This window comes from Runella sp. (assembly GCF_965279615.1).
Classification (GTDB): Bacteria; Bacteroidota; Bacteroidia; order Cytophagales; family Spirosomataceae; genus Runella.
Window position 1 is genome coordinate 7,485,907 of sequence record NZ_OZ257252.1, and the last position, 23,964, is coordinate 7,509,870.

The window sequence follows — 23,964 nt, forward strand, 5'->3', positions numbered from 1 at the left end:
ACCTCAATTCTCGTGAAATCAACATTCCGGTTAATCGTACTGCTTACTGCCCTTGTTGGGGGGGAAGTTACGGCACAATCAAACGCCAAGATCATCAAAACACTGATCGTAGATGGGCAAAACAACCACGTTCAATGGCCCAAGATCACGTACATGATGAAGCAATACCTGGAAGAAACAGGTAAATTTAAGGTAGATGTAAAACGCACCTATTATACGTGGGAAGGGGCAGACCTCATTGCTCAATATAAGATTGAGGGCGTTCCCGAAACCAAAGCATTGCCCAAAGCCAGAATGGATTCAAGCTTTCACCCCGATTTTTCAAAATACGACTTGGTGGTCTGTAATTTTGGGTGGAATGCCGCTCCTTGGTCTGACGCAACACAGGCTGATTTTGAGAAATTTATGAATAACGGCGGCGGATTGGTCGTTGTTCATGCGGCTGATAATTCATTCCCGATGTGGCCGGCGTATAACAAAATGATCGGTTTGGGAGGTTGGGGCGACCGTACCGAAAAAGACGGCCCTTTTGTCTATTATGACGAAACCGGAAAACTGGTAAAAGATATGCAGCCGGGAAAAGCAGGTTCTCATGGAGCACAGAAAGAATTTTTGATCACGGTAAGAGATTCCAAGCATCCTATCACCAAAGGAATGCCGCTCAAATGGATGCACACCAAAGATGAAATGTACGACCGTCTGCGCGGGCCTGCCGAAAAAATGGAAGTGTTGGCCACGGCTTTTTCACCCAAAGATAATAGAGGCACTGACCGCCACGAACCCATGCTGATGACCATTAAGTACGGGAAGGGTAGAGTTTTTCACACCCCTTTGGGGCACGTAGATTATTCGGTCGAATGCGTTGGGTTTATTACCTGTTTGCAAAGAGGAGCACAATGGGCCGCTACGGGCAAAGTAGATATTCCAATTCCTGCCGATTTTCCGACGGAATCTTCGATAAGCCAACGTAAATTCGTAGATAAGTAATAATCATAAATGCATGATTCCCATGAACTCCGCAAAGAAAAGTGTCTTTTATATTGGCCTACTTTATTTTGTTTTTATTGCAACGGCAACCCGTTCTCAGCCTTTACCCCCTGAACTGAAGATTCTCTTCATTGGTAATAGCTACACCTATGGCAACGACCTGCCCGAATTGCTGGCCCAACTTCTGACCGGAAAGGGAATGAAAGTGCAGTACGAATCCGTAACAGTTGGCGGTGCTACGCTGGAAAAACATTGGTTGGACGGTAAAGCCAAAGAGGCGATCCATAAACAGCCGTGGGATTATGTGGTGCTTCAGGAGCAAAGTACTCGGCCGTTTATGGATCGTGAGGCCTTTTTTAAATACGCCAAAGTATTCTCGGACGAAATTAAAACGACCAAAGCCAAGCCGCTGTTCTACATGACATGGGCCGCCAAAGCAACCCCCGAAGAACAGCCTAAATTGGCGGAAGCGTATCGCGCTATTGCCAAAGAAACGGGCAGCTTGGTAGCACCCGTTGGCGAAGCTTGGAAACAAGCCGTTTTGGTTGGAATGGATCTGTACGTCTCTGACGGAAGGCACCCCAATTTACTCGGAAGCTACTTGGCCGGTTGCGTTATGTATCAGACCCTCACGGGAAAAAGTGCCTTGGAATTGCCTCGCCAATTACGCAAAGACGGTCAACCCCGCGCAGGACTTTCGGAAGCACAGGCAGAAACGTTACAACGCATGGCTGATGAAACCATGATAAAGTAAGTTTGTCAAATCGTAAACTTTAAAACACTATGAGACAATTAATTACGATACTTTTGTGGTGTTTTGTTGTAACGGCAGAGGCAATTGCGCAGGATGTGCTGATCGTTGCTGACGAGATTCCGGCCATGCAGGTACTTACCCAAGCTCTGAAAGCGCAGGAGGGAATCAGTACAAGAGTCGTTTTTCAGAATGATTTACCGAATTCATTGACCGGGTATCGCGCAGTCATTGTCTACATTCATAAAGATATTGATTCCGGGTCTGAAAAAGCGTTTATTCAATATGCAAAAAATGGCGGGAAACTCCTTGTTTTGCACCACTCCATCAGTTCGGCCAAGCGAAAAAATGCCGAATGGTTTCCTTTTCTGGGAATAGATTTATCAAAAAAAGATGTGAGCGAAGGGGGGTACAAATATGTGGGAGATATAACTATGGAAGTGGTCAATCTGGCTCCCGATCATTTTATTACCTCAAATAAAATCACTTATGATGCCTCCATTGCGTATACCCGTGAGGGGCAAAGCGAGGAAAAGAACCTGCCCGGTTTTGTTTTGCCAAACACGGAAGCATTTCTAAACCATGACCTGCAAAAATCACGGACGATCTTGCTCGGTTTTAAAATGAAAGATGCCACAGGAAAAGTATGGATGCAGGACCGCTCGGCGTGGTGTATGCCGGTAGAAAAAGGATGGGTCTTTTACAGCCAACCCGGGCACTCCTCAACGGATTTTGCCAATCCGATCTATACCAGAATTATTGCCAATGCGGTGATTTATAAGTTCTGATAAGAAGGGGTGAAGGAACCGAGAAATGATAAACTGAAAATGTATCACTGTGCGGCGAATCGTAACAACGTGCGGTCTGATCATAGTCTGACCCGTTTCCACACTGGTCCAACCCAATTATATAAACGCGTTCCTAAGTAGTTGATCAAGAATTGAAAATAAAGGCAAGTCTATGCATAAAGAAAAAGCGGCAGTAGAAGATTCGATAACCCTTAACCGACGGAGATTGATGGAAGTACAATTTCCGTCCGATCCGACACTCGTTCCTTGTGATTGTTAATGAAGAATCGGTTTAAAATTTCTGTTCCCAATCTTTTTCTTCCAGACTGAAAATACTGTCTAAAGTAGTATTAAATACAAAAGCTATTTTTAAGGCTAACAGTGTAGAGGGGACAAACTTATTAATTTCAATGGAATTGATGGTTTGTCTGGACACGTTTACCTTTTCTGCCAATTCAGCTTGAGTCAGGTTATTTTTGGCTCGTTCTACCTTTAATGTATTTTTCATAGATTAGCCTTACTCTTTATCAGCGTACAATCGTGCATAAAATAGAATGATCGCCAAGCCAAAAACGATAATGATGAAATGTTTAATTTCAGTAAGATGCCAACTGATAAAACCTTTGTCAAAAAAATAAGAAGTTAGCTGCTCAATGACATAGCCTACTAAAAAAGCAATTGTCAGTGAACTGACCCGAATAGTATATGATCGTTCATCTTCCACTTTTTCCCGGGATATAAAAATAAAAAATAAGCCTAACAAAAGCGGTAGTTCGGAACCATGAGACCTGTCAAGAAATAAGATAGGTGTACCTATGATTGTAAGGAAAATACCGAGGTATTTTATAAAATGCGAGGTAAGGATTGAGGTGAACATGTTAAATGTATTTAGCCCCTAAATGTAAAGTTTATTTATTTAAAAGACAAGTTAACTTGTCTTTTGATGCGTTTAATTATTCAAAATAAGTACCTATTCAAAATTAGTTTAAATTATTGGCGGGTTGTTTGACCCCATCCGGGGTCACATGTTTGTAGATAATAGCTGATTTCTACAAACATCTGACCCCGGATGGGGTCAAACAAAATAATGCATACTAATTATTATGGCTTACTTAGGAGCATTACGTTTTCCGCGCCTCATGGGGGCAATACGCTGCCGTCTGTTAACTATTATTTATTTTGACCAAGGCAACGATATCGTACTCGAATTTAACACCCAAGAAACAAGAATGATAGGAAGTTATGAATTAGATAAGGGCGGAACAATGAAAGCACTCCGGCGATACCCTTCAAACAAAAAAGATACACTGTTGGTAAAACTTTCTTTGATGGGTAAACAGAACACTGTTTCTCTCTCCGGGAAATTAGGAAAAGATAGTTTGCAGGCAGTACTTTCTCCGGTTAAACAACTACATTAAGACTATAAGCTACCATTTGATAGCTTTTTTAGTATATTTTTTGTTAACGAACAATGTTATGCTTAAATTAGCGGCGGTTATCAACTTCACCTAAGTTGATTTTCACTTGCTCAACGTTATGAAAAGATTATTTTGTACATCTTTTAGAGGGGCAAAGTCGCTGTTTCTTCTACTAATTTGAGTCTTGAACGATCATTCCGGATTTACCAACAACAGACGTTGAAAGTATTCTGTATTGATTTTGCCGATAACTTCTTTTTTTGCTTCTACGAGAATCTCGTCAGCGGATCTATGCAACTGAAGTCTTCCTTTGAAAAGACTGTCAGTATCTCCGGATAGAAAACCCTTCAGATTTTTCAGGCTTTCTTTGCGACATACAAATTCGCAGTCGTCTTTCAGCACAACCAAGCGAAGTCTTTGATTTGCTGATTCAATACGGATTGAAAAAGGGGAAGTTAATTCGTGAATTACCGGTATCATTTGGGTTGTTTTTCAGTTGTTTTCGGTATAGTTGATTCATGGTAGGAAAGTGTCATTTCTTTTCCTGAATGCATGATAATTAGTCTTACATAATGAGCCTCAGAGGCCATATCATTGGTTGGGTACCAATTTCGCCCGATAGGTACGACAATTAACAAACCTGTGTCTTCACCAATTACGCTGAACGTATCACTCGGAGGTTGTTTGGCAAAATACGCAAAACCGTACCGGGAAATTAACGCTTCGCATTCTTTTTTTACGTTTTTAACGGGCAGCCCGATCTCACTCACGCATAACACAGATGCCGCTGTAAACGAAGAGGTTTCTTGCTTCCCGAGGTCAAACCGACCGATGAATTCGAGAATATTGGAATTGTTATCGTAAAAATAAAAGGATTTTGCATTCCAGTTGACAAAATCGGCGATTTTTGAAATATCCGAGATGGGAAGAAGCTCAAGCTTAGCACTCATCTGTCTAAACGCATCATCAACGGTATTGGTCGGAATATTAAAGGCAAAGTGGTACCGTGGTTTTTGGCCGGTTGATTTTTCAAAACGCAAGAGGGTAGCTCCCGCCGAAAAAGATACGCCGGATTCCGTTTTATCAACCATTGTTAACCCCAACACTTCTGTGTAGAAACGTTCGGTCTCTATGAGATCGTCGGTCAATAAAGTTAGTTCTTTGATGATCATTACTGCTCTTTTCCCTTAAAATTAGCATAAATGGCCATTGAGTGACCGTGGCCCGGATCAAAATCTTCTTTAAGCCATTTCACAACGTCGCCGGCTTTTGTTGTCGGCGTAAGTTCGCCGTTTTTCAGAAACCCTTTTTGTTCGGCAAGTGCCTTAAAATCTTCAACTGTTTTACCGGTCTTGGTTTTGATGTTATCAATGTAAGCTTGGAATGACATAGTTATTGCGGTTTTGTTATTAAAAATAACTGAAAAAACGTATATGTACTTATCTGCCTTATATGGTTCAATGCATTACTATTGAAAATTGATAACCGAATTCGGCACAGGCCGTTCTTTAATAATGGTTGATTGTGTTACAGGTATCCAAGCAGCTTTCCCAAAATTTTCAAGGTCAGCATAGGCACCCAAGAGCGTAAATTGCTCAAAAGCAAAAGGAATGCCTTCTGCCCCTAACGGTGAGTTGGCATCAGCAACGTGGAAGTGAAGATGAGGGCCGGTGGTTTGGCCGGTAAAACCAACCGACGCAATGACATCGCCTTTCCTGACACGCTGCCCGGGCTTTACTCTACAGCTTCCGGGTTTAAGATGTTCGTAAAATGCAAAGCGATTCGGCGCGATCTCAATGGAAATGTAATTTCCGGTGGCTTTGTCAGCGGGGTATTTGGGATGCTCGGAAACTGTTGGGCTTTCCGGGAAATCATCTCTGACTGAAGCTATTACCCCATCTGCTACTGCCACAACATCCACGCCGTAGCCATACCAATTTTTTATACTGTCGTTGTCGCCGGCGGCATACCGTCCCTGCGCATCCAACTTGATGAAATCAATCGCAAAACGTCCGGGAATGCGGGCTTTTTTATCTACCGTATAGAATACCCTGCGGTGGCCTCTTTCCCAAGAGGGTTCATAAATGGCAGCCCAAATTCCGTCGCCCAAAGGCGGCCCCAAAACCAAAGGCGGCTTTTTTGACAAATCCGTAAATGCTCCCTGAATGGAAAATGTGTTCTTATGAATCGCCTCAAAATCAATACGATGCGCTATTTGTGCTGCTTTATCATTTGACAAAGTAAACTCTATATAAACTACACCTGAGCTGCCGGGGGAAAGTACCATTTCCCGAATTTTCTGCGGGATTCCAAAACTGCTGTATCTTTTCTTCAGATCATCTTTGCGTATAGAGATCAACACAGCAGAGTCAGCGGTAGTTAGTACATCCAGCTTTAGTAAGGCAATGGTATCGCGGGAGGTGTTGGTGAGGTGAAGTTCATAATAAACGGTCGGTTTCCCGGAAATCATCACAACGTCCGGCGCATGATTGAGGCGCATCTCTACCGATTGTTGAGCGCACAGGTTGAAAGTTTGGTCAAGACCAAGCAGAAAAGTGAAGACAAAAAACAGTCGATTGATCATCAATTGGAGATTTTTACGTCAATTTGGTACGTTTGATCTTTTCAATTTGGCGTTTGTGCCTCAGAATGTGGACGATGGCGTGTTCCATCATTTGCTCAATATCATACAATTTTCCCCAACCTGTTTTGATCTTTAATGCTTCGTTATATTGAGCCAGTTCGCTGTCATTGAGTTCTTTCAAGATGGTTTCAGTGTACGCGAAAACCTTTGTTAGATCTTCGACATATTCCGTTATGCTCAAATGATCTGTTTTGTCAAGGCGTTCAAGTGCATAGCCTTTTTGATGATACACATTAGTGGCATAACCATAACCCGCATGAACTACGTGCGTTAAGATAGATTGAATGGAGCTACAATTTTCGTCTGTTGTATCGGGGTCAATGATAAGTGGCAATGCTTCATCGGGAATCTCTTCAATGAGGTTGATGAAATCCTCAATGGCCTGTTCGTAAATGTCAAGCAATGCCCCAACGGCTCCCTGTCTGTATAGTTTCAAAAGCACGATTTTGTTTAAAATAATTGGGTATTTCCAAGATGTGAAAATGAAATACCCCGACTTTACCATTATTACAAATATACAAAATTAGGGGCTGACGCAGAACAGCACCAGCCCTTGTTTTTGGCAATAATTGTTCATTTGACGGTGATTATAACGCCGTTTTATATTCTTCTGCCTGACTCAAAAGATCCATTGCCTTCATTACCGGGTTCCATTCTTTTCCCTCAAACAGCAGGCGAAACCATTTTTTATGTTTGTTCTCCATTTTTATGTTGAAATAAAGCCAAAATGCAAGAAAAATAAATGAAAGCGTAACGCCGCCCTGAATGAAATAAAACAAAATGTTGCCATTTTTGAACATACTTTCCGATAAATAAAAAGTGGTCCATAAGGGTAGCTGAAGAAAAAGAATACGTGCCACCCACAGCGTTGATGATTTCAAACCGGCTAATGTGTGCTGTGTTGTTACAACAGGTTTGTTGATGTCAACTTGGTGAATCAGAACTAATTGATAAATATAAATACCAATGGCGATGGCAGTCAATACCAATTGCATCGCCGCTGAGATCAGAAAAAACAAACTGACTTTATCAAAGGCAAACAGGAATAAATTGGCAATGATCACACTGCCAAAACCAACCCAAAGTATGCCTGTCAGAAGGGTAAAGATTTTCAACGGTTTCATAGAACCCAAAAGCGAACTGACTTTCATTTTAGTAATATCTTCGGCATTTTTTCGGTTCAGATTCAAGCTTTCTTCCAATTTCTTATCGTATGATTTCCAAAGGTTTATCATTTCAATGTCTTCCATTGTGTTATGTTTTTAAGGTTGTGAATTTTTGTTTTAAACTTGTTTTGATTCTGCCGATTTTGGTGGCGACGTTGGTTTCGGTCATTCCCATGATCTCGGCTATTTCACCATAACTTTTTTCTTCAAGATAGAGCAGCATCAACGCTTTATCCAGTTCTTTAAGCGCCGCGATGAATTGCTGTAAAAGGCTGAGGTTTTTCTCAGTATCGCTGACGGTGTCGGCTTCGGCAAAATTGAGGATACCATCGGTGATCGGGTGCGCGATGTCTTTCCGGCGATTTTCTTTTCGGTAAAATGAAATAGCCGTATTCAGGGCGATCCGATATATCCAGGTGGAGTAGTGGTATTGATCGTTGTAGCGCTCAAAGGAATTCCACAATCGAATACTTATTTCCTGAATAAGGTCTTTCCGGTCTTCGCTGTCTTTGCAGTAGGAATTGGCAATTTTGTAGAGAATGCCTTTGTGCGTTTCAAGCACCGAAAGAAAAGCCTCTGAATTATCTTCCCGATTCATGAGAGGACAGTAAATATGCGTTCATCTTTACCGTCGAAGAAGTTATGGAAGCCTTTTGTGACTCCCAAAGCAAGAATTGTTGAATGTGTGTTTGTGTGTCCCATTTGAATAATTAGTAAAAGTAAAACCTTCTTTTCCTAATTATTCGCACGAGGGTTTCGAAAATCACATTTTCTTAAAACATTTTTTCATGCCAACGCAGAGATTGCATTGACATGCGACTCTATTATTTAGTTTTCAACTATTGCACAAGAGTGCCTTTAATTCAAATTCAGGAATCGGTCTTTGTATTCGTTGGGCGTTAGGCCCACTTCTTTTTTAAACAGTCGCGAAAAATAAGGAGGATTCTCAAAACCAAGTTGATAGGCTGTTTCGGCAATGGTATTATCGGTGCTCATCAACAGATTTTTAGCCTCATCTATCAGAAAGATATGAATGTGCTCTAAAGCCGTTTTGCCGGTTTCCTGTTTGAGTAGATCGCTTAGGTACCGTGCCGATACAGTTAGTTGGGAGGCCATGTATTTTACCGTCGGCAGGCCGTCTTTTTGCAGTTTTCCGTTTTCAAAATAAGCTTTCAACGTATCCGTAAATTTTGAAATGATGGTTCCTGAAAACACGGTTCGGTTTAAAAATTGGCGTTTATAAAATCGTTGGGAATATTTCAAAATGGAATCAATGTGGGTGATCATAATATCTTTACTGAATTCATCCTGATTATTATGATATTCCAGCCCGATCTTGTGGTAGAGTTCCCAAATGATCTCTTCTTCTTTGGCCGACAAGTGCAGGGCTTCATTGACTTCGTAGTCAAAATAACCGTAGTTCTTAATTTCCGAATGAAGATTGTGTTTAATGAAAAAATCCTCATGAATGAAAATAATGAACCCTTTTTCCGTCAATTCCAAATTGCTGAATTCAATGATCTGACGGGGTTTTATAAACGACATGGAACCGTTGTCGTGATCGTATTTGGTTTTGCCATATAAAAATGTGCCCGACTTTATTTTCTTGAGAGCGATCATGTAAAAGTCGCTCGTAAATTTGGAATGGCCTATGGAACAGGCTTTTAATTCGGTGCAGGTCAGCAAACTGAGCAAAGGGTTTTCCGGTGGCGGATACCCGTTTGTTTGGTGTAAATCGCTTAGGCTTTTGAAATGTTTCATACCTTTGAAAGTTAGAAAACGGCAAAAATCTACGTTTTTGAAACGTAGATTTTTGCCTGACAGTTAATTTGTTTATCCGTGAGCGGCTTCTGCCACGTCCTTCCATGCTTCCCAATTGGCCAAACGGTCGGCATATACTTGGCTTACCGTTGGGAAACCTACTTTCCCGAGAAACAGTCGAAGCGGTGGGTTCTCGGCATCCACTACCTTCAGAATGGCGTCGGTTGTTGCCTCCGGTTTGCCAATGGTGTCTTCGGTAAATTGTGAAAATAAAGCCGATTTAACATCATCGTATAAAGGAATGGATTTGCTGTGAATCGCCGAAACGCCGCCCCAATCGGTCGAAAATCCGTTAGGTTCTATGATCGTAGTAGCAATTCCGAAACTTTTTATTTCGGGTGCCATCGACTCACTGATCGCTTCAACGGCCCATTTTGAGGCATTGTAAAGTCCCAATACCGGCAAAGCCACCACTCCCAAAAGGCTTGATACCTGAATGATATGACCTTTTCCCTGATTCCTCATGATGGGTATTACAGCTTGAGTGACCCATAAAGTTCCGAAAACGTTGGTTTCGATCTGGTCGCGAGCTTCCTGTTCGCTGGTTTCTTCGATGGTGCCAAACAACCCATAGCCTGCATTGTTGATCACAACATCCAGTTTTCCGAAATGTTCGTGGGCTTTGTTTACCACCGCAAAACATTGCTCTCTGTTTGTTACGTCCAATTGAAGCGGAAGAACGGCGTTACCGTATTCGTTTACCAAATCCTTCAGGGTGTCAATAGTGCGTGCGGTAGCAATGACGTTATCGCCGCGTTTAAGAAATGCTTCTGCCCAAATTTTCCCGAACCCGCGAGAAGCGCCTGTAATTAAGATTGTCTTTTTCATTATTTGTTGTTGTTAATAATGATGCAAAAGTAGAGCACAGGCACCGCCCGGGAGTTATACAAAAGTGGGAAGATGTGATACATTTTAACGTACCTTCCGTTGATTCAATTATTGCGCAAACAACTCAAGTAAGTTTTGAATGGCATTCGTTGAGTGCAGTGATTCGGTCTGTTCCAACGTCGTTTCGGCCGTTTCCGAAGCTCTTTTTCGCATTTGTGCTTCGTAATGGCCTATTGCGGATTTCAAATCAGGAAATGCGTCGTTTGTTAGGCATTCGCTCAACTCCAATGCATCCAGCATGGCCATATTTACGCCTTCGCCGGCGTAGGGAGGCATCAAATGGGCCGCATCGCCCAAAAGTGTGATGTTAGGCTGAGCTTCCCATGTTTGATCCAACGGCATACAATATTGCGGTCGTGGAATAAAATACGTTTGATCATTTTCAAACAATTCCTGCCAAACATTGCTCCAATCTGAAAACTCTCGGTTGAACCAAGCCAATACGCTTGATCTGTCTTTGAAATCAATTCCGCTTTCTCGGACCCAAAATTCATCGGTCTTGCAACCGGTGTAAAAAGCCAAGCTGCCATCGCCTTTTGAGCTGACGATCAATGTTTTTTCGTCGCCCATCGCGAAGATTTTTCCGCCTTTGAGCAGTTCGTGAATGATGGGCGCATTTTTTTCTGAATCATACACCGTACCTTCTACTACGGTAATGCCTGAATAAAAGGCTTTGATGGGCGTAACGAAAGGACGAATTTTTGAGTTGGCACCGTCTGCTCCAATGACAATATCAGCCATTGCCGATGAGCCGTTATTGAAGTAAAGTTTCCAAGAATCACCAATGCGCTCAAGCGATGAGATATGGCTGTCCCAGACAACGGTGTCGGGCTTGAGAGAATCCAGTAGGATATTTCGCAATGGCCCTCGGTCGATCTCAGGTCGAAAATGTTCACCCCCAAAATCTTGGGCACTTTCTTCTTCATGTTGATCGTAAACGATGGCTGCTTTTTGATCGGTGATGCGGATTTTATCGGCACCGGGTCGATAATTTGCTTTAAAAGCGTCCATCAATCCTGCCTGTCTGAGTGCTTCAAGGCCTGATTCTTCGTGGAGATCGAGGGTTGCTCCCTGTACTCGTACGTCTCTGTTTACGTCTCTTTCGTATACTTTTACTTCGGCTCCTTTATGTTGCAGGAGTCTTGCGAGTGTCAGGCCGCCCGGGCCGCCGCCGATGATGGCAATTTTTTTGTTTTGAATTAACATAGCTGAAAATGTAGTTTATTAATGGGGCAAAACTACTTCTTCGGCAAGGTTGAAAATTGTATAAATCGGTCGTTTTTGTTCTTAGATAACTCTTTTGGCACAACGCCCGAAAGCCGCTTTATTTCTTTGATGAAATGCGCCTGATCGGTAAAATTCAGTTCCGGGAACAATTTGCCCTCTTTAATGTGCTGAAAAGAAGCCCTGAACCGTAAAATAGTACAATAAGCTTTTAAGGGCAGACCAAACTGCTGATTGAAATAACGATTTATTTGTCGACTGCTCCAATGCACTCTTTCCGACAGTTCCTGAACCGTCAAAGCACCATTGGATGAGTAAATGAGCTGAAAGAGTTTTTGTTTTCTGTCGTCTACGTTCTGTTTGATAAGTGTTCTTATCTTGTCGGAAGCTTTACGGCAAAAATGGTCGAAATCATTCAGGTCTTCGAGCGTTATCCCCCAAAATCCGGAGGGTAAAAGCTGCCCTTCATTCACTAGATCGGAAATATCTCTATCAAGCAGGTACTCAATAGCAAGCAACTTAAGACTTATTGCAAAAATGACCGTTCCCGGCGGGAAAGAAGTCTGAGTCGGTGTGCTTTCCAATCCTAAAAGGACTATATGAAAAGACTCTGCGGCTGAGTAAGAGAAGAAAAGATCAATGCGCCCGTCGGGTAAAATCACAATTTCTTTGTCGGTGTCTGAATGATTGGCAAGCATCCAGAAACTCTCCACAAAATCGGAAAGAGAAGGGTCCGGTTTATATATTTCATAGTCAAAGGTCTGTAACATAGACTTGTCTGCGCTTAGTTTTATGTATTCAGCCACTCTTCTTTGGTGATTTTAAACCAATTATGTTCAACGCCGTCAAGGTCGAAGGTTTCGATAAATTTTAAACCTGTTTTTTCCAATACATTTTTGGAGCCTTTGTTCGCAACGTCGCAAATGCCGTATACTTCCGTCAAATTCAGAACCTCAAAAGCATATGTTAACGTCGCTTTTGCGGTTTCTGTGGCAATTCCTTTGTCCCAATATCTTTCAATAAGTCGATAACCCAGATCGTAGTAATCGGTATGATTGTTTCGGGTTTCTTTGACAAGTTTCAGTCCTGTCCAGCCAATGAAATCATTGGTTACTTTGTCAATGATCGCCCAACGCCCGATTCCATGGTCAATGTACTGCTGTCGTATGTATTGAATGGCTTCCCGGACCTGTTCAATCGTTTTTACAGGATTGTTTCCCAAATAGGTATGCACGTTCGGATTGCTGTCCAATTCAAAAAAACCTGCTTCGTCAGCAGGTATAATTTCCCTTAGAATAAGCCTCTCGGTTTCTATAAAAATTTTCATTGGCTGTTTTTCGCTCATTCTGCTTTTTTTGCAAGAATTCCTTTTTCTACGCTTTCGTTGATCAGGTTTTCGGCATATTGCCAAATAGAGGCAGAGCCATTTTTGATGGCCTTTTTCTTGTCATACACTTTTTGGTAATCTACGTTAAATTCCTTCCAAGTGCCGCCGTTATTAGACGTATTTTGCAAAAGAGGCTCAAATCGATCCATTGCTCTTGCAAATTTTGCTTCATTGGTCACGCCTTCCTCAAACTCTTCCCAAACCGCAATAAACTCCTCAGCCTGTTCTGCCGGCAAAAGCCCGAAGATGCGTTTTGCGGCCATGAGTTCTTCATCTGTATTGGTATGGTTTTTCAAAGCATCATAAATAAAGGTATCGCCGGCATCAATTTCAACAATGTCATGGATCAACACCATTTTCAGGACTTTAAGAACGTCAATAGGAGTATCCGAATGTTCTGCCAATACGATTGTCATCATCGCTAAATGCCAACTGTGTTCTGCGTCGTTTTCGGGTCGGTCGCTGTTGAATAATTTCGTTTTGCGCTGAATGTATTTAAGTTTATCAATCTCCTTGATGAAATTTACCTGTTTTAGTAGATCGTCGGTCTGCATTTTTATAGATGGATTGTTGGCTTGTCAGTGCCGTGGAGTGGTTGTTTTATGCAATTCGTTTACCCAGTATTTTTAATCCTCTTTCCTGTCCGTCAAGCATGGCGACGTTTGGAAGGGTTGCCCAATCTTCAAAACCAAAGTGCCTGAAAAGGTTTAGGTTGGGGTTCGTTATGTGCAAAAATAAAACCGAGTAATGTTTTTATGTTGAATTTTGTCGCATTTTCAATGCAGTACTGTAAAATTACTTTGCCCAACCCTTTTCCTCGTTGTTCCGGGTTCAGGTATATACCTATTTCAACAGTTGCGTCATAGGCGGGTCTGCCATAAAAAGATTGAAAGCTTACCCAACCCACAATTTGACCGACAAGGTCTTCAACAACCCAAAGTCGATTATTATACTGCAATAATACTTCAAAAGGAGTAACAGAACAGCCGAAATAGCGTAGTTTCTTTCACCACGGCCTGTGGAGACACAGGCCGTGGTGAAAGAAACAGGGGAAGAGATTTTTGCTATTTTAAAGCAGGGGAATAAAATTTGTGTAATGCCAAAAAAGAAAAAATTAATCCCACCAGAAGAAGGAAAGTCCTTATCCAATTCATAGAACTCCATTCTGACCATGTTTTTCTAAGCAAGTCAATGTCGGTAAGCTGCGCTGTCTTAAACATGATCGCATTTCGGGGATAAAAATACATGAACGTTAAAGCCTCTGCCGAAAGGTACATGAAGAGAGTTATTCCTAAATACAGTCGGATGGAAGGTGACGTTTTCCAAAAGAAAATCAGTGCCAAAAGCCCCAGTACTTGATTTACCGGTGAGAATATCCTGAAAAAATCCCCCGGGTTTACTGTTTTAAAATAGTCTCTTGCGGTAGCAATGGAGTTGGGAAAGTTGCTTCCCCATGATCTCGCGTCAACCAATGACGTGTACGTATTTACGAGTAATAACCCACCGGCAACGGTGATCGATGCAAATAAAATGATTGTTTTCATAGCTTTTTTTTCTGCAAAACTAGCGGTGGGTAAGCCGGCAGAATTGTATTTAACGGACATCTTTATACAGATGTCCCTTTACGTAACTTTTATTCCGGCGGTATTCTCCCGGTGTCATTTTCGTAAAAGCCTTAAACGATTTGATGAAATGCGATTGGTCGGCAAATTGACTTTGGTAAGCAATTGAGGTAAGGGGCAGGTCTGTATGATGAATCAGGTGGACTGCATGAAGGTATTTTTTGTACAGTAAAATTTCTTCGGTATTCATTCCTGTAGCTTCAAAGATCTTCCTTGATAAATGCCGGGGAGAATAGCATACCGTGTCTGCAAGTTTTTTTACGGATACATCATGCCGGTCAATGGCGTATAAAAAATGATTGATCACTTTTTCCTGTGGTTGCCATTCAATGAAGTTTTGTTTAAATCGGTCGAGAAAAAGCGATACTCTTGCCTCAAAACTATCCTGTTCGGCAAGTTGGTGCCAAAGTGACCGAAACATCGGATCAAGAAGTGTTAGATCAACGGTTTTATCTGAAAACTCATAAGCGGGGCTTCCAAAAACCTTTTTTATGGCCATTGGCTGAAACAGTACACCAAAGAAAATCTGTTTTTGAGGAAGCTGGAGTTGGATTGGATTTGTATTATAACCGTTAATAAAACAATTCGGAAGGGAATACTTGTTGCCGTTTAACTGAGCATTTATTGGAGGACAGTCACTGAAATTGAAAATGATCTCTACGATGCCTTTCGGGAGAATATACTCGGTACCAAAAGACGTAAAATGGTCAACCTGCCAAATAGAATGGATCACATTCCTGACAATTGATTCTTTTGGTATGTAATAGTTGTTGTTCAACGCTTTTCCGTCATTGGTGTACTAGCCATACTGTACAGTTGCAGCATCAAAAATACAACAAATTGAAAATCAGTTAGTATCGTAATTCGAAAATTTGATACACACGCCCCCCTAATTTATTTAACGTAAAACAGCTTATGGTTAATAATACTATGCCAAGTACTTTTGGTAGCATGGGCTTCCCGACATAGCACCGTTATAAACCCCTTCTTTTAATCATTTAATCCCTTTCCATGAAGGATTTGCGGTATATATTTGTCAATCCTTGCTTCCCGGGTTTTGGATTGTTTGGGTTGAGAAAAGTGCAGTATATAGGCTCTTTGACGCCCGGGCGTCAATGCTTCAAATGCGGTTTTCAAAGCAGGGGTTTCATCTAATTTCTTTTGAAATTCTTCAGGAATTGTGAATTCAGTCGTCTTTTTTAATTCTACTTTCAAACCCGCCCTTTCTACTTCGATGGCTTCGTAAATATAGGCTTTCAAAATGGGCTTCATCTCCACAATTTCCCGCGCATTGGTGAATCGGATCTGGCGCCCTGCCTGCACATTCTCGGTTTGTTGGACCAGAATACCGTTGGAATCATGTAACAGGGCACCTTTAAAAAACAAAAGCGCACAGTACTCTTTGAATACATGTATCAAAACGACGTTGCTTGTCTGAAACGTGTAACAGGGAACACCCCACTTCAATTCTTCGGTCAGCCCACAGTCAAGAACGATCATTCTCAATTGCTCCAGTTCTTCCTGCCACTTTTCGGATTTGTTAAAATAAAAATCAACGGTAGGGTTCATAGGTTCTTTTTTCAGGTAATTCCTTTCAGATTCAATTTTGCTAAGGGGTTAAAATTTAAACCCTTAGCGAGCCACGGAAACCTCTGGCAGCATAATATGATTCTGCGCCATTGTGGTACAAAAAGACAGTGTCATAGCGACGGTCACAGAAGAGCGCACCGCCACGCTTTCTGATATCAGAGGGGGTTTTTACCCAGCTTGAGGTTTTCAGATCGAAATTTCCCAACTGCTGTAACTCCCGGTATTGTTCTTCGGTCAATAGCTCAATGCCCATATCAGCCGCCATACCAATAGCGCTGTTTTCGGGCTTATGCTCTTTTCGTGATTCCAGTGCTTCGTGGTCGTAACAAACACTTCTGCGGCCTTTAGGACTTTCTGCGGAGCAATCGTAAAAAATATATTCGCCTGTATTTTTATCGTAACCCACCACATCCGGTTCACCCCCGGTGATTTCCATGTCATCGAGCGACCATAGTTTTTCAGGATTTGTTTCCAACTTTGCCTGTACGTTGGCCCATTCCAGTTCTTTATGGCGGTTTTTGTTTTTCTCAAAGCGCGCTTTCAATACGCTTAGTAGTTCTTCGCGTTGTTGCGATGATAACTCCTTTTTAGTGCTGTTCATAGTGTTTAAATTAAGCTGTTGACTAACTGTTGATTAACGGAAACGGCTTTTCTGTCCGCAGGCCTGAAATACCACGATATCACTGTCAAGGTCAGTAATAATAAGGGGCCAAAAAGCGCTTTGGCATCATCTCCAACCACTAAGTGGGAAAACACCGCACCCGACATCGCGAAGAAAAAGCCGGCGTAAGCCCATTCCTTCAGTAAAGAAAATTTAGGAATAAGCACTGCTGCCACGCCCAACATTTTCCAAATTCCCAGTATAGTGAGAAAATAAAGAGGGTAACCCAAATGAGTCATCATATCTGCTTCTTCTTTCACTTTTAACAGCTGCACTATTCCGGTCGATACCATTCCTAATGAAAGCCAGCCGGTAGCAATCCAATAGATGATCTTATTTCTCTTTGTCATTATGTTATTTTAATTTATTTACGACGTCCTGCAATCGATTATGTGCCATATTAATGCCTTGAGCAAAAGGTAATTGCAGCATTTGGTCTCTGAGTGCGACCGATTTGTATACGATCTGCATGGTGAGTTTGCTGGTGTCATCAGTAAGCTTTTCAAATTCCAGAAACTCAAGTTGGGCAGCAAATCGGAACGCCGAAGCGGAGGGATTTTCCATTTCAAACGTCCGGGTTATTTTCCGGTTCGGAACAAATTCATGGATCACTCCACTTGACTGAAATACCACATTCCCTTTCGCATCCGATGTTTCAAATTGCCAACTGCCGTGCTTTTTACTTTCGAGTTTCAGCACTTTTGTCCCCATCCATTGCTCAACAATTTCGGGCTCTACATAGGCCTTGAAAAGTAATTCCACCGGTAGATCAAATTCCCGGGTGATCAGTAATTCCTGTTTGCCGTCTTCGGCATTGATCTTTGTTTTTCGTTCCATTCTATCTTATTTTTTCGCCCTGAGTACAGCGGCCGAAGGGCTATTTTTCCGATTTGTAGTTTTTCATAATGGATTCCAATTTATTAAATCGGTCATCCCACATTTGGCGGAAAGGCTCGATAAAATCGGCTACTTCTTTCATTTTTTTTGCGTTGATGTGATAGTAAATCTCCCTGCCGGTCTGATTTTGTGCGAGCAATTCACACTCGGTAAGTATTTGCAGGTGTTTTGAAACCGTCGGTCTTGCCGTGTCAAAGTTTGCCGCAATTGCTCCGGCGGTCATTGATTGTGAGGCTACCAACAGAAGTATAGCCCTTCGTGTCGGATCTGCTATTGCTTGAAAAACGTCTCTTCTCAGGTTCATTGTGTAGTCATTTGACTACAAATATATGTGTAGTTATTTGACTACGCAAATTTTTTTGACTTTCCTGTAAATTGACGAAAACAGGTTTGCTAAAGAAAGGGGAGAGATTAGTTTATTTTCCCGCTTTGATGGGCTGAAAATCTTCTTTTTTGGTAAAATATTCCAATGCAACGATTAAAATGATGGTAGTGAAAAAGGTAACTTTTTGCATGATCGGCAGGAAATCATAACTGCCTGAACCGTATAGATATAGGGTGAAGTAAAAAATAAGAAGGCAGATAATGCACAGGAATTTGAACACGTGCAGCCTTGACTTTAATACAAAAACGGTAATGTAAAATATGCTTACAAGAAACAGGGTGCTTGCTATGGTGACCATCAGGTCATGCAAAGGAGTCACTATTAAAAAAGTACACACCATGCCTGCAACTCCCAAATATTTGATGACGTTGGCGGCACTCTTCACCGGTATTTTCTTTGAAAATTCAATGAAGAACAGGGCAAAACTCACTGAAAGAAAAATCATTCCGGCATCTGCCCAAAGGACGGATGGATTGTCGGAACCGTTCACCGCCTTTGCGGCGAACAGATTGCTTATAAAATTTTTCGACCAGTCGAAGCCAACGGAATTTTTATCTGACAGTGAGCCGCCCGGGTAAACCATCGTTGCGACCAGCATCAGGAACAGAGAAGTAAGAATACCCGCGAGCACTGTATATTTTTTAAGCATCCGCTGTTTTTTAAGATTTTTTACACCGATTTAAAGATACAAAAAGCGCCGGACGAAATGCTTCGTCCGGCGTGATACAATTGTTGCTCGGCAAGATAACACACAATGTTGTTGGCAACAATGCTTTTGTCTGCATTTTTAATTACCTCATTCAGCAGTGTCTAAAAATAAATATAATGATTTGATCAAATCATTTTCAATAACAGCTACATCCATACCTGTTGCAACCGGCGGAATGCCATGGGGGCCAAGGTTCCAGGAAATGATCTGTACCTGATGATTTACCTGTGACGGCTTATTCAATTCAAATTGAAATTCAATCGGCCATTCTGCCTGTAATTTTGAGATAAGTTCATTTATTGCTTGGTATCCAATGATGGCTTCTCCCGTGTTACTTTCATAAAAATGAATGTCCGGGGTATATAGTGTTTTCATCGCTTCCAAACGTCTGTCAGCATTTCGGTCGTTCCAAATGACCAGTAAGCTGTCTTCTAAAAGTTGTGCTGTATTTGCCATAGAATTGTTAATAGCAATGTTTTATGATCAAGCGGATAAATACTCTTCGTTGAGTTATATAAAAAACAAAATGTTCATTTCTAAGGAAGTTTTGGAAAATAGTATCTGATAAAGGATTTCTCACTCAAAAAACTGCGCATGAAAGTTCATCATAAAAACCTCATCGGTGGCGCGGGTCATGGCGGTGTACAGCCACCGCACAAACTCCCGATTGACCTGCTCTTCGGGCAAATAACCTTGATTGACAAATACGGATTTCCATTGTCCGCCCTGTGATTTGTGGCAGGTAAGGGCGTAGGCAAATTTAACTTGGAGGGCATTCAGGTATACATCCTGTCGGATGGCCTCATTGCGGGCTTTTTTGGATTTCAGATAGATGTAATCCTGCAACACCGCCTCGTACAGGCGTTTATTTTCATCCTGACTCAACGATGGAGCAGGGGAGTGCAACGTGTCCAAAAAGATCTTGGCCTCAAAGGGCGGTTGCTCTTCATAATCAAGTAGTTGGAGTTCAACAGTGGCGAAGCGAAACCCGTGAATTTCTTCTTCTTTTCGAATGCGCTTTACTTCCACAAAATCGCCGTTGGCCAAAAATCCCGCCGGCGATTCTTCGTCCAGTACTGTATAGTTATTGCGAACGATCATCAACAGATCACCCGCTTCAATTTCCTCTTCTGAGCCGTTGATCTGGCGGCGTACAAATTGATTGAGCTGCACAGCTTCGCGGTTGGAGCGCGTAATAATGGTGACGTTTTCGCGCCCGTGCTTTTCGTAGGCGTAGCGGAGGCCGTCTTCGAGGCGGTCGCCGGGCATTTTATAAAAATCGCGCAGGCCGCGTGTGCGGAGTTGAATCGAAAGTTTTTCGAGGGGCAGGGCGTCGCGCAGGCGCGTGGCATTTTGGAGAATACCTGAGTTTTGCCCCTGACGCGTTACTTCGGTCAATTCCTGTTCGTAAACACTCATATAATATGTGCTTTCCAAAATACCTTTGTCAAGCGCAGGGCTGAGTTCTTTGTTGATGGGAGGCAATTGCGCTACATCGCCCACGATGAGGAGTTTGTTGCCAATGCCCTCAAAAACGTATTCGATCAAATCGTATAGTAAACCGCGAGAGCCGAATTCGGCTTCGTCTGAGATCATGGAGGCTTCATCTACGATAAAAAGCGTATCGCGGTGTTTGTTGGATTGTCGTTCAAAATGCAGCGAACCCGTATAAGCATCGGCTACCTGACGGTATATTTTTTTGTGAATAGTAAATGACTTCTTTTTGGAATAATTGCTCATCACCTTGGCAGCCCGGCCCGTAGGTGCGAGCAGCACGGTTTTGAAGCCAAACTTACCTACCACCTTAATAACGGTACTGATCAGAGTGGTTTTGCCCGTTCCGGCATAGCCTTTTAACAAAAAACAGTCGCGCAGATTATCATCTTCCAGAAATTCGGCTATTTTTATAAAAAAATGCTGCTGACCTGCGGTGGGCTCGTGCGGAAAACTTTTCTGCAATAACTCCGATGCGGTAGGGGGCTGTGTCTCTTTCATGTATCCAAAACTACGGCAGGAACGCAAATTTCGCAACCCCAAAAAATTATTCCTTTGATAAAGTTTCCCTTTTTTAGGATTAAATTGTATTTTCATCACCTTTTTCACCTAACTCTCAATAATTAACTACTGAAACATGAAAATTAAGAACGTATTACGCGATAAGACCCGCAATGCTATCTTTTCAGTCACGCCTGAAACCACGGTGCTGGAAGCCCTGAAACAAATGGCGGAAAAGAACATCGGAGCGGTGTTGGTCCTGGAAAATGGACAATTGGCAGGGATTTTTTCCGAACGTGATTATGCCCGCAAAGGGATTCTGCAAGGACGTGCGTCCAACCAAACGCTCATCAAAGAAGTAATGACCGCGAAGCTCATTACCGTTACTTCCGAACAAAAACTGGAGGAAGCCATGGTCATCATGTCAGAGAAGCACATTCGCCACTTGCCCGTGGTCGATGAGGGCGAACTGATCGGAATTATCTCCATCAATGACGTGGTAACCAGTATCATCAAAGACCAAAAAGCACGGATCGAATCGCTGGAAAGCTACATTTCGGGCAATCCTTACGCATAATCACTATCTTTGCAGTCTTGATAAAGTAAAACGTTATTTGCAAAAAAGACAGTAGCTTGATTTTCAATGCACTGACTGTTGCCAACGTTTTACCGGAAACATTAACCAATAACGGCAATTGGAAAAGGCAAGACAGGAAGTAGCGCGATTGTATGGCAATCGCTTGCGGCTCAGGGTGTGCGGGATTTGTATCGAAGATAATAAAATTTTGATGCTGAGTCACCGTGGCATTGGTCATACCGACATTTTTTGGTGCCCTCCGGGGGGAGGTATTCAGTTTGGAGAGGCAACGCACGATGCCCTTAAACGAGAATTTAAAGAAGAGACGGGTCTTACGATAGATATTGGTGATCTGTTGTTTGTCAATGAATTCATGCAACCTCCTCTACATGCATTGGAATTGTTTTTTGAGGTAAAACGAAAAAGCGGTGATGTGCTGCTTGGCTTCGATCCTGAGATGGAAACAGATAATCAGATCATTCAGGAAGTACGTTGGATGAGTTTTGAAGAGATCAAAGCATATCCTGCCCATGAAGTTCATACGTTGTTTAAGCACTGCGAAAGCTTGTCAGATATATACCAATTACACGGCTATCTGAACGAGTCGGCACAATTGTTGGATGTTGAAACAATTGGCGAATAATCATTAACCCGGATTAGAAAAACGAATGGTTGATACACAAACCGTGATTGCTCCTTTGTTGGAGATAAAGGATGAACGCTTCGATCCAAAGAGATGCGCTGAGTATGAGTTGTTGATGGAGTTGGGCGCTGAACGACTGCGCTTTTTGGTGTTGGATAGTAGAAAAAAACGAATTTTGTATCTGGAAGACTATTTGATCGGCGGTTTGCCAAGCGAGAAAAAATGGTCGAATTGGCTGGCAAAGCTGTCGGAACAGCATCCTTTTTGGGGCAGTAATCTCTGGAAAAGTGTAACAGTTTCCTTCAATACACCCTATTTCACCCTGATTCCTGAAGCCTATTTTAGAAAAGAATACGTCAACAGTTATTTGAATCTGGTACAGGGAGATCTTTTTGAGACAGACCAGATCCTGCACCATGAAGTAAAGCGCATCGACGCACGAAACGTGTTTACGGTCAATAAAGAATTGTGGGAGTGGGTTTTGAACACCTATACCTTACAACAACCTTCTTTTATTCACCAAACCAATGCCTTGATCGAAGGGGCATTGGCCCTTTCGGTAAAAGACAAAGAGTCGGTTTTGATGGATTTGCACTTTGAAGATGACTTCGTAACACTGGTCATTGTGAAAAATGATTCGTTGCTGATGTGCAACAAATTTGCCTACAAAACCGCTCAGGATATGGCTTATTTCATCATGTTTGTGTTGGATTCACTTCAACTCAAACCCGGCGATGTGAAGTGTCGTTTTTATGGTGAGACCACGCCGTATTCGGAAGATTATCAGCTTCTTCAAAAATTTCTGCCTTATCTTTCTTTTGGTAAAGCCCCCGAAACGTTGGTTGTTGGTGAAGCCTTTGAAGATGTTCCTGAGCACCGTTATTATAGCCTGTATACTATAACTTTTGCCTCCTGAAATTGTTAACCCACCTACTCACTTTATGAAACGTATCGCTCTTTTTCCCGGATCATTTGACCCTTTTACCAAAGGCCACGAAGATATCGTTCTGAGAGGTCTACACCTTTTTGATGAAATTATCGTCGGAATTGGGCATAACACAGCTAAAAAGCGCTATTTTCCGGTGGAAGTGATGCAACGACTGATCGAGGAAACATTTGAGAAATATCCACAGATTCATACGGTAACATACGACGACCTGACGGCCAATATGGCGCGCCAGTTGGGAGCGCGATTTTTGTTGAGAGGTTTACGAAATACCACCGATTTTGAATACGAGAACAGTATTTCGCAGGTAAACCGCCACGTATACAGTGATGTAGAAACGGTCTTTCTGATTACTTCGCCGCATTTGGCACCCATTAGCTCAACGATCATTCGGGAACTTCATAAGTATGGGCATAACGTAGATGAATTTCTGCCTTACAAATTGTCGGAACTTACCATTTCGGCGTAATTTTCTTTTCTCCTTTGGCAGCTCCCGGGTCGTAACTGACAAAAATATTGATCCATAACAATCTTCCCAAACGGAAAAAAACAGGCTGCGAGATAATAAGAACAGGGATCAGAAAAGCCAGTACGTAGAAAATATTGATTTCCAAGATCACGACACAACTCACAAATACAGAGGCTATCAGCAGCGTGTAAAGGGCATAACTCCCGTACATTCCGCCAAAATAAAATCCGGGCTCCCGTTCGAACGACTCGCCGCACACTTCACATTCGGAATGCATCTTGTCAAATTTCTTTAGATTGAACGGATTGTTATATACGAAAAATGAACCTTGATGACAACGAGGACATTTATTGTTGAGAATACTGTAAACTTTGGTTCCTTTTAGCATGACTTCCC

Annotated in this window: 35 protein-coding genes; 8 read left to right on the top strand and 27 right to left on the bottom strand. The window is 42.2% G+C overall.

Annotated elements, in window-relative coordinates:
• The first annotated feature begins 6 nt into the window (after positions 1-6).
• Genes ACQY73_RS31645 through ACQY73_RS31655 form a run of 3 tightly spaced genes read left to right on the top strand, consistent with a single transcriptional unit; the run spans position 7 to position 2,526 of the window.
• Entirely contained in the window at positions 7-987 is a 981-nt protein-coding gene (locus ACQY73_RS31645) for a ThuA domain-containing protein (RefSeq protein WP_428668574.1), read from the top strand.
• Between the two features lie 22 nt (positions 988-1,009).
• A complete protein-coding gene (locus tag ACQY73_RS31650) occupies positions 1,010-1,741 on the top strand; it encodes a DUF4886 domain-containing protein (RefSeq protein ID WP_428658176.1) in 732 nt (243 codons plus the stop codon).
• 29 nt (positions 1,742-1,770) lie between these two features.
• Positions 1,771-2,526, top strand: a complete 756-nt coding sequence (locus ACQY73_RS31655) for a ThuA domain-containing protein (RefSeq protein WP_428658177.1) — start codon at positions 1,771-1,773, stop codon at positions 2,524-2,526.
• Positions 2,527-2,818: 292 nt separating this feature from the next.
• Here ACQY73_RS31655 and ACQY73_RS31660 read toward each other — a convergent pair whose 3' ends face one another.
• A complete protein-coding gene (locus ACQY73_RS31660) occupies positions 2,819-3,034 on the bottom strand; it encodes a helix-turn-helix transcriptional regulator (protein ID WP_428658178.1) in 216 nt (71 codons plus the stop codon).
• Positions 3,035-3,043: 9 nt separating this feature from the next.
• On the bottom strand, positions 3,044-3,403 hold the full coding sequence (locus ACQY73_RS31665; protein WP_428658179.1) for a hypothetical protein: 360 nt from the start codon (positions 3,401-3,403) through the stop codon (positions 3,044-3,046).
• Positions 3,404-3,629: 226 nt separating this feature from the next.
• Here ACQY73_RS31665 and ACQY73_RS31670 point away from each other — a divergent pair, with 226 nt between their 5' ends.
• Positions 3,630-3,944: a hypothetical protein gene (locus ACQY73_RS31670; protein ID WP_428658180.1), complete on the top strand. Its 315-nt coding sequence runs from the start codon at positions 3,630-3,632 to the stop codon at positions 3,942-3,944.
• A gap of 192 nt (positions 3,945-4,136) precedes the next feature.
• On the opposite strand, the gene ACQY73_RS31675 is transcribed toward ACQY73_RS31670, so the two are convergent.
• The 24 genes from ACQY73_RS31675 to ACQY73_RS31790 form a co-directional block, all read right to left on the bottom strand.
• A complete protein-coding gene (locus ACQY73_RS31675) occupies positions 4,137-4,424 on the bottom strand; it encodes a hypothetical protein (RefSeq protein ID WP_428658181.1) in 288 nt (95 codons plus the stop codon).
• A complete protein-coding gene (locus ACQY73_RS31680) occupies positions 4,421-5,116 on the bottom strand; it encodes a VOC family protein (RefSeq protein ID WP_428658182.1) in 696 nt (231 codons plus the stop codon). The genes ACQY73_RS31675 and ACQY73_RS31680 overlap by 4 nt, the downstream gene beginning before the upstream one ends.
• On the bottom strand, positions 5,116-5,334 hold the full coding sequence (locus ACQY73_RS31685; protein WP_428658183.1) for a DUF4287 domain-containing protein: 219 nt from the start codon (positions 5,332-5,334) through the stop codon (positions 5,116-5,118). Before ACQY73_RS31685 ends, ACQY73_RS31680 begins: the two co-directional genes overlap by 1 nt.
• 78 nt (positions 5,335-5,412) lie before the next feature.
• Positions 5,413-6,528: a M23 family metallopeptidase gene (locus ACQY73_RS31690; RefSeq protein ID WP_428658184.1), complete on the bottom strand. Its 1,116-nt coding sequence runs from the start codon at positions 6,526-6,528 to the stop codon at positions 5,413-5,415.
• Positions 6,529-6,541: 13 nt separating this feature from the next.
• Positions 6,542-7,024: a DinB family protein gene (locus ACQY73_RS31695; protein WP_428658185.1), complete on the bottom strand. Its 483-nt coding sequence runs from the start codon at positions 7,022-7,024 to the stop codon at positions 6,542-6,544.
• A 151-nt stretch (positions 7,025-7,175) separates the two neighbouring features.
• The gene (locus tag ACQY73_RS31700; RefSeq protein WP_428658186.1) at positions 7,176-7,838 is read right to left on the bottom strand and encodes a hypothetical protein; all 663 of its coding nucleotides are present in this window, start codon (positions 7,836-7,838) and stop codon (positions 7,176-7,178) included.
• Between the two features lie 4 nt (positions 7,839-7,842).
• Positions 7,843-8,352 (bottom strand): RNA polymerase sigma factor, encoded by a 510-nt coding sequence (locus tag ACQY73_RS31705; RefSeq protein ID WP_428658187.1) that lies wholly within the window; start codon positions 8,350-8,352, stop codon positions 7,843-7,845.
• Positions 8,353-8,612: 260 nt separating this feature from the next.
• Positions 8,613-9,515, bottom strand: a complete 903-nt coding sequence (locus tag ACQY73_RS31710) for a helix-turn-helix domain-containing protein (RefSeq protein ID WP_428658188.1) — start codon at positions 9,513-9,515, stop codon at positions 8,613-8,615.
• A 72-nt stretch (positions 9,516-9,587) separates the two neighbouring features.
• Positions 9,588-10,403 carry an SDR family NAD(P)-dependent oxidoreductase gene (locus ACQY73_RS31715; protein WP_428658189.1) on the bottom strand — a complete coding sequence of 272 codons (816 nt, stop codon included), beginning with the start codon at positions 10,401-10,403 and terminating at the stop codon, positions 9,588-9,590.
• 108 nt (positions 10,404-10,511) lie between these two features.
• The gene (locus ACQY73_RS31720) at positions 10,512-11,669 is read right to left on the bottom strand and encodes an FAD-dependent oxidoreductase (RefSeq protein ID WP_428658190.1); all 1,158 of its coding nucleotides are present in this window, start codon (positions 11,667-11,669) and stop codon (positions 10,512-10,514) included.
• Between the two features lie 32 nt (positions 11,670-11,701).
• The gene (locus ACQY73_RS31725) at positions 11,702-12,457 is read right to left on the bottom strand and encodes a helix-turn-helix domain-containing protein (protein ID WP_428658191.1); all 756 of its coding nucleotides are present in this window, start codon (positions 12,455-12,457) and stop codon (positions 11,702-11,704) included.
• Positions 12,458-12,477: 20 nt separating this feature from the next.
• The gene (locus ACQY73_RS31730; RefSeq protein ID WP_428658192.1) at positions 12,478-13,014 is read right to left on the bottom strand and encodes a GNAT family N-acetyltransferase; all 537 of its coding nucleotides are present in this window, start codon (positions 13,012-13,014) and stop codon (positions 12,478-12,480) included.
• Positions 13,015-13,028: 14 nt separating this feature from the next.
• Positions 13,029-13,628 (bottom strand): HD domain-containing protein, encoded by a 600-nt coding sequence (locus tag ACQY73_RS31735; RefSeq protein WP_428658193.1) that lies wholly within the window; start codon positions 13,626-13,628, stop codon positions 13,029-13,031.
• A 128-nt stretch (positions 13,629-13,756) separates the two neighbouring features.
• A complete protein-coding gene (locus tag ACQY73_RS31740) occupies positions 13,757-14,032 on the bottom strand; it encodes an N-acetyltransferase family protein (RefSeq protein WP_428658194.1) in 276 nt (91 codons plus the stop codon).
• Between the two features lie 106 nt (positions 14,033-14,138).
• Positions 14,139-14,618, bottom strand: a complete 480-nt coding sequence (locus tag ACQY73_RS31745) for a hypothetical protein (RefSeq protein WP_428658195.1) — start codon at positions 14,616-14,618, stop codon at positions 14,139-14,141.
• A gap of 49 nt (positions 14,619-14,667) precedes the next feature.
• Positions 14,668-15,474: a helix-turn-helix domain-containing protein gene (locus tag ACQY73_RS31750; protein WP_428658196.1), complete on the bottom strand. Its 807-nt coding sequence runs from the start codon at positions 15,472-15,474 to the stop codon at positions 14,668-14,670.
• Between the two features lie 212 nt (positions 15,475-15,686).
• Positions 15,687-16,265, bottom strand: coding sequence for a YdeI/OmpD-associated family protein (locus ACQY73_RS31755; protein WP_428658197.1), 579 nt, complete (start codon positions 16,263-16,265; stop codon positions 15,687-15,689).
• Between the two features lie 55 nt (positions 16,266-16,320).
• The gene (locus tag ACQY73_RS31760) at positions 16,321-16,887 is read right to left on the bottom strand and encodes a DUF4256 domain-containing protein (RefSeq protein WP_428658198.1); all 567 of its coding nucleotides are present in this window, start codon (positions 16,885-16,887) and stop codon (positions 16,321-16,323) included.
• A 5-nt stretch (positions 16,888-16,892) separates the two neighbouring features.
• On the bottom strand, positions 16,893-17,297 hold the full coding sequence (locus tag ACQY73_RS31765) for a DoxX family protein (RefSeq protein ID WP_428658199.1): 405 nt from the start codon (positions 17,295-17,297) through the stop codon (positions 16,893-16,895).
• A gap of 4 nt (positions 17,298-17,301) precedes the next feature.
• Positions 17,302-17,784 (bottom strand): SRPBCC family protein, encoded by a 483-nt coding sequence (locus ACQY73_RS31770; RefSeq protein ID WP_428658200.1) that lies wholly within the window; start codon positions 17,782-17,784, stop codon positions 17,302-17,304.
• A gap of 40 nt (positions 17,785-17,824) precedes the next feature.
• A complete protein-coding gene (locus ACQY73_RS31775) occupies positions 17,825-18,148 on the bottom strand; it encodes an ArsR/SmtB family transcription factor (RefSeq protein ID WP_428658201.1) in 324 nt (107 codons plus the stop codon).
• Between the two features lie 112 nt (positions 18,149-18,260).
• Positions 18,261-18,878 carry a hypothetical protein gene (locus ACQY73_RS31780; protein WP_428658202.1) on the bottom strand — a complete coding sequence of 206 codons (618 nt, stop codon included), beginning with the start codon at positions 18,876-18,878 and terminating at the stop codon, positions 18,261-18,263.
• Between the two features lie 147 nt (positions 18,879-19,025).
• Positions 19,026-19,394: a nuclear transport factor 2 family protein gene (locus tag ACQY73_RS31785; RefSeq protein WP_428658203.1), complete on the bottom strand. Its 369-nt coding sequence runs from the start codon at positions 19,392-19,394 to the stop codon at positions 19,026-19,028.
• A gap of 120 nt (positions 19,395-19,514) precedes the next feature.
• Positions 19,515-20,933: an ATP-dependent DNA helicase gene (locus ACQY73_RS31790; RefSeq protein WP_428658204.1), complete on the bottom strand. Its 1,419-nt coding sequence runs from the start codon at positions 20,931-20,933 to the stop codon at positions 19,515-19,517.
• A gap of 136 nt (positions 20,934-21,069) precedes the next feature.
• Here ACQY73_RS31790 and ACQY73_RS31795 point away from each other — a divergent pair, with 136 nt between their 5' ends.
• From ACQY73_RS31795 to coaD, 4 genes are all read left to right on the top strand, one after another.
• A complete protein-coding gene (locus ACQY73_RS31795) occupies positions 21,070-21,510 on the top strand; it encodes a CBS domain-containing protein (RefSeq protein WP_428658205.1) in 441 nt (146 codons plus the stop codon).
• A gap of 118 nt (positions 21,511-21,628) precedes the next feature.
• Positions 21,629-22,153: an NUDIX domain-containing protein gene (locus ACQY73_RS31800; RefSeq protein ID WP_428658206.1), complete on the top strand. Its 525-nt coding sequence runs from the start codon at positions 21,629-21,631 to the stop codon at positions 22,151-22,153.
• A gap of 25 nt (positions 22,154-22,178) precedes the next feature.
• A complete protein-coding gene (locus ACQY73_RS31805; protein WP_428658207.1) occupies positions 22,179-23,069 on the top strand; it encodes a DUF3822 family protein in 891 nt (296 codons plus the stop codon).
• Between the two features lie 25 nt (positions 23,070-23,094).
• Positions 23,095-23,568, top strand: a complete 474-nt coding sequence (coaD, locus tag ACQY73_RS31810; RefSeq protein ID WP_428658208.1) for a pantetheine-phosphate adenylyltransferase — start codon at positions 23,095-23,097, stop codon at positions 23,566-23,568.
• Here the strand turns inward: coaD and ACQY73_RS31815 are convergent.
• A complete protein-coding gene (locus ACQY73_RS31815) occupies positions 23,552-23,956 on the bottom strand; it encodes a DUF983 domain-containing protein (protein ID WP_428658209.1) in 405 nt (134 codons plus the stop codon). The genes coaD and ACQY73_RS31815 overlap by 17 nt on opposite strands.
• Positions 23,957-23,964 lie beyond the last annotated feature (8 nt).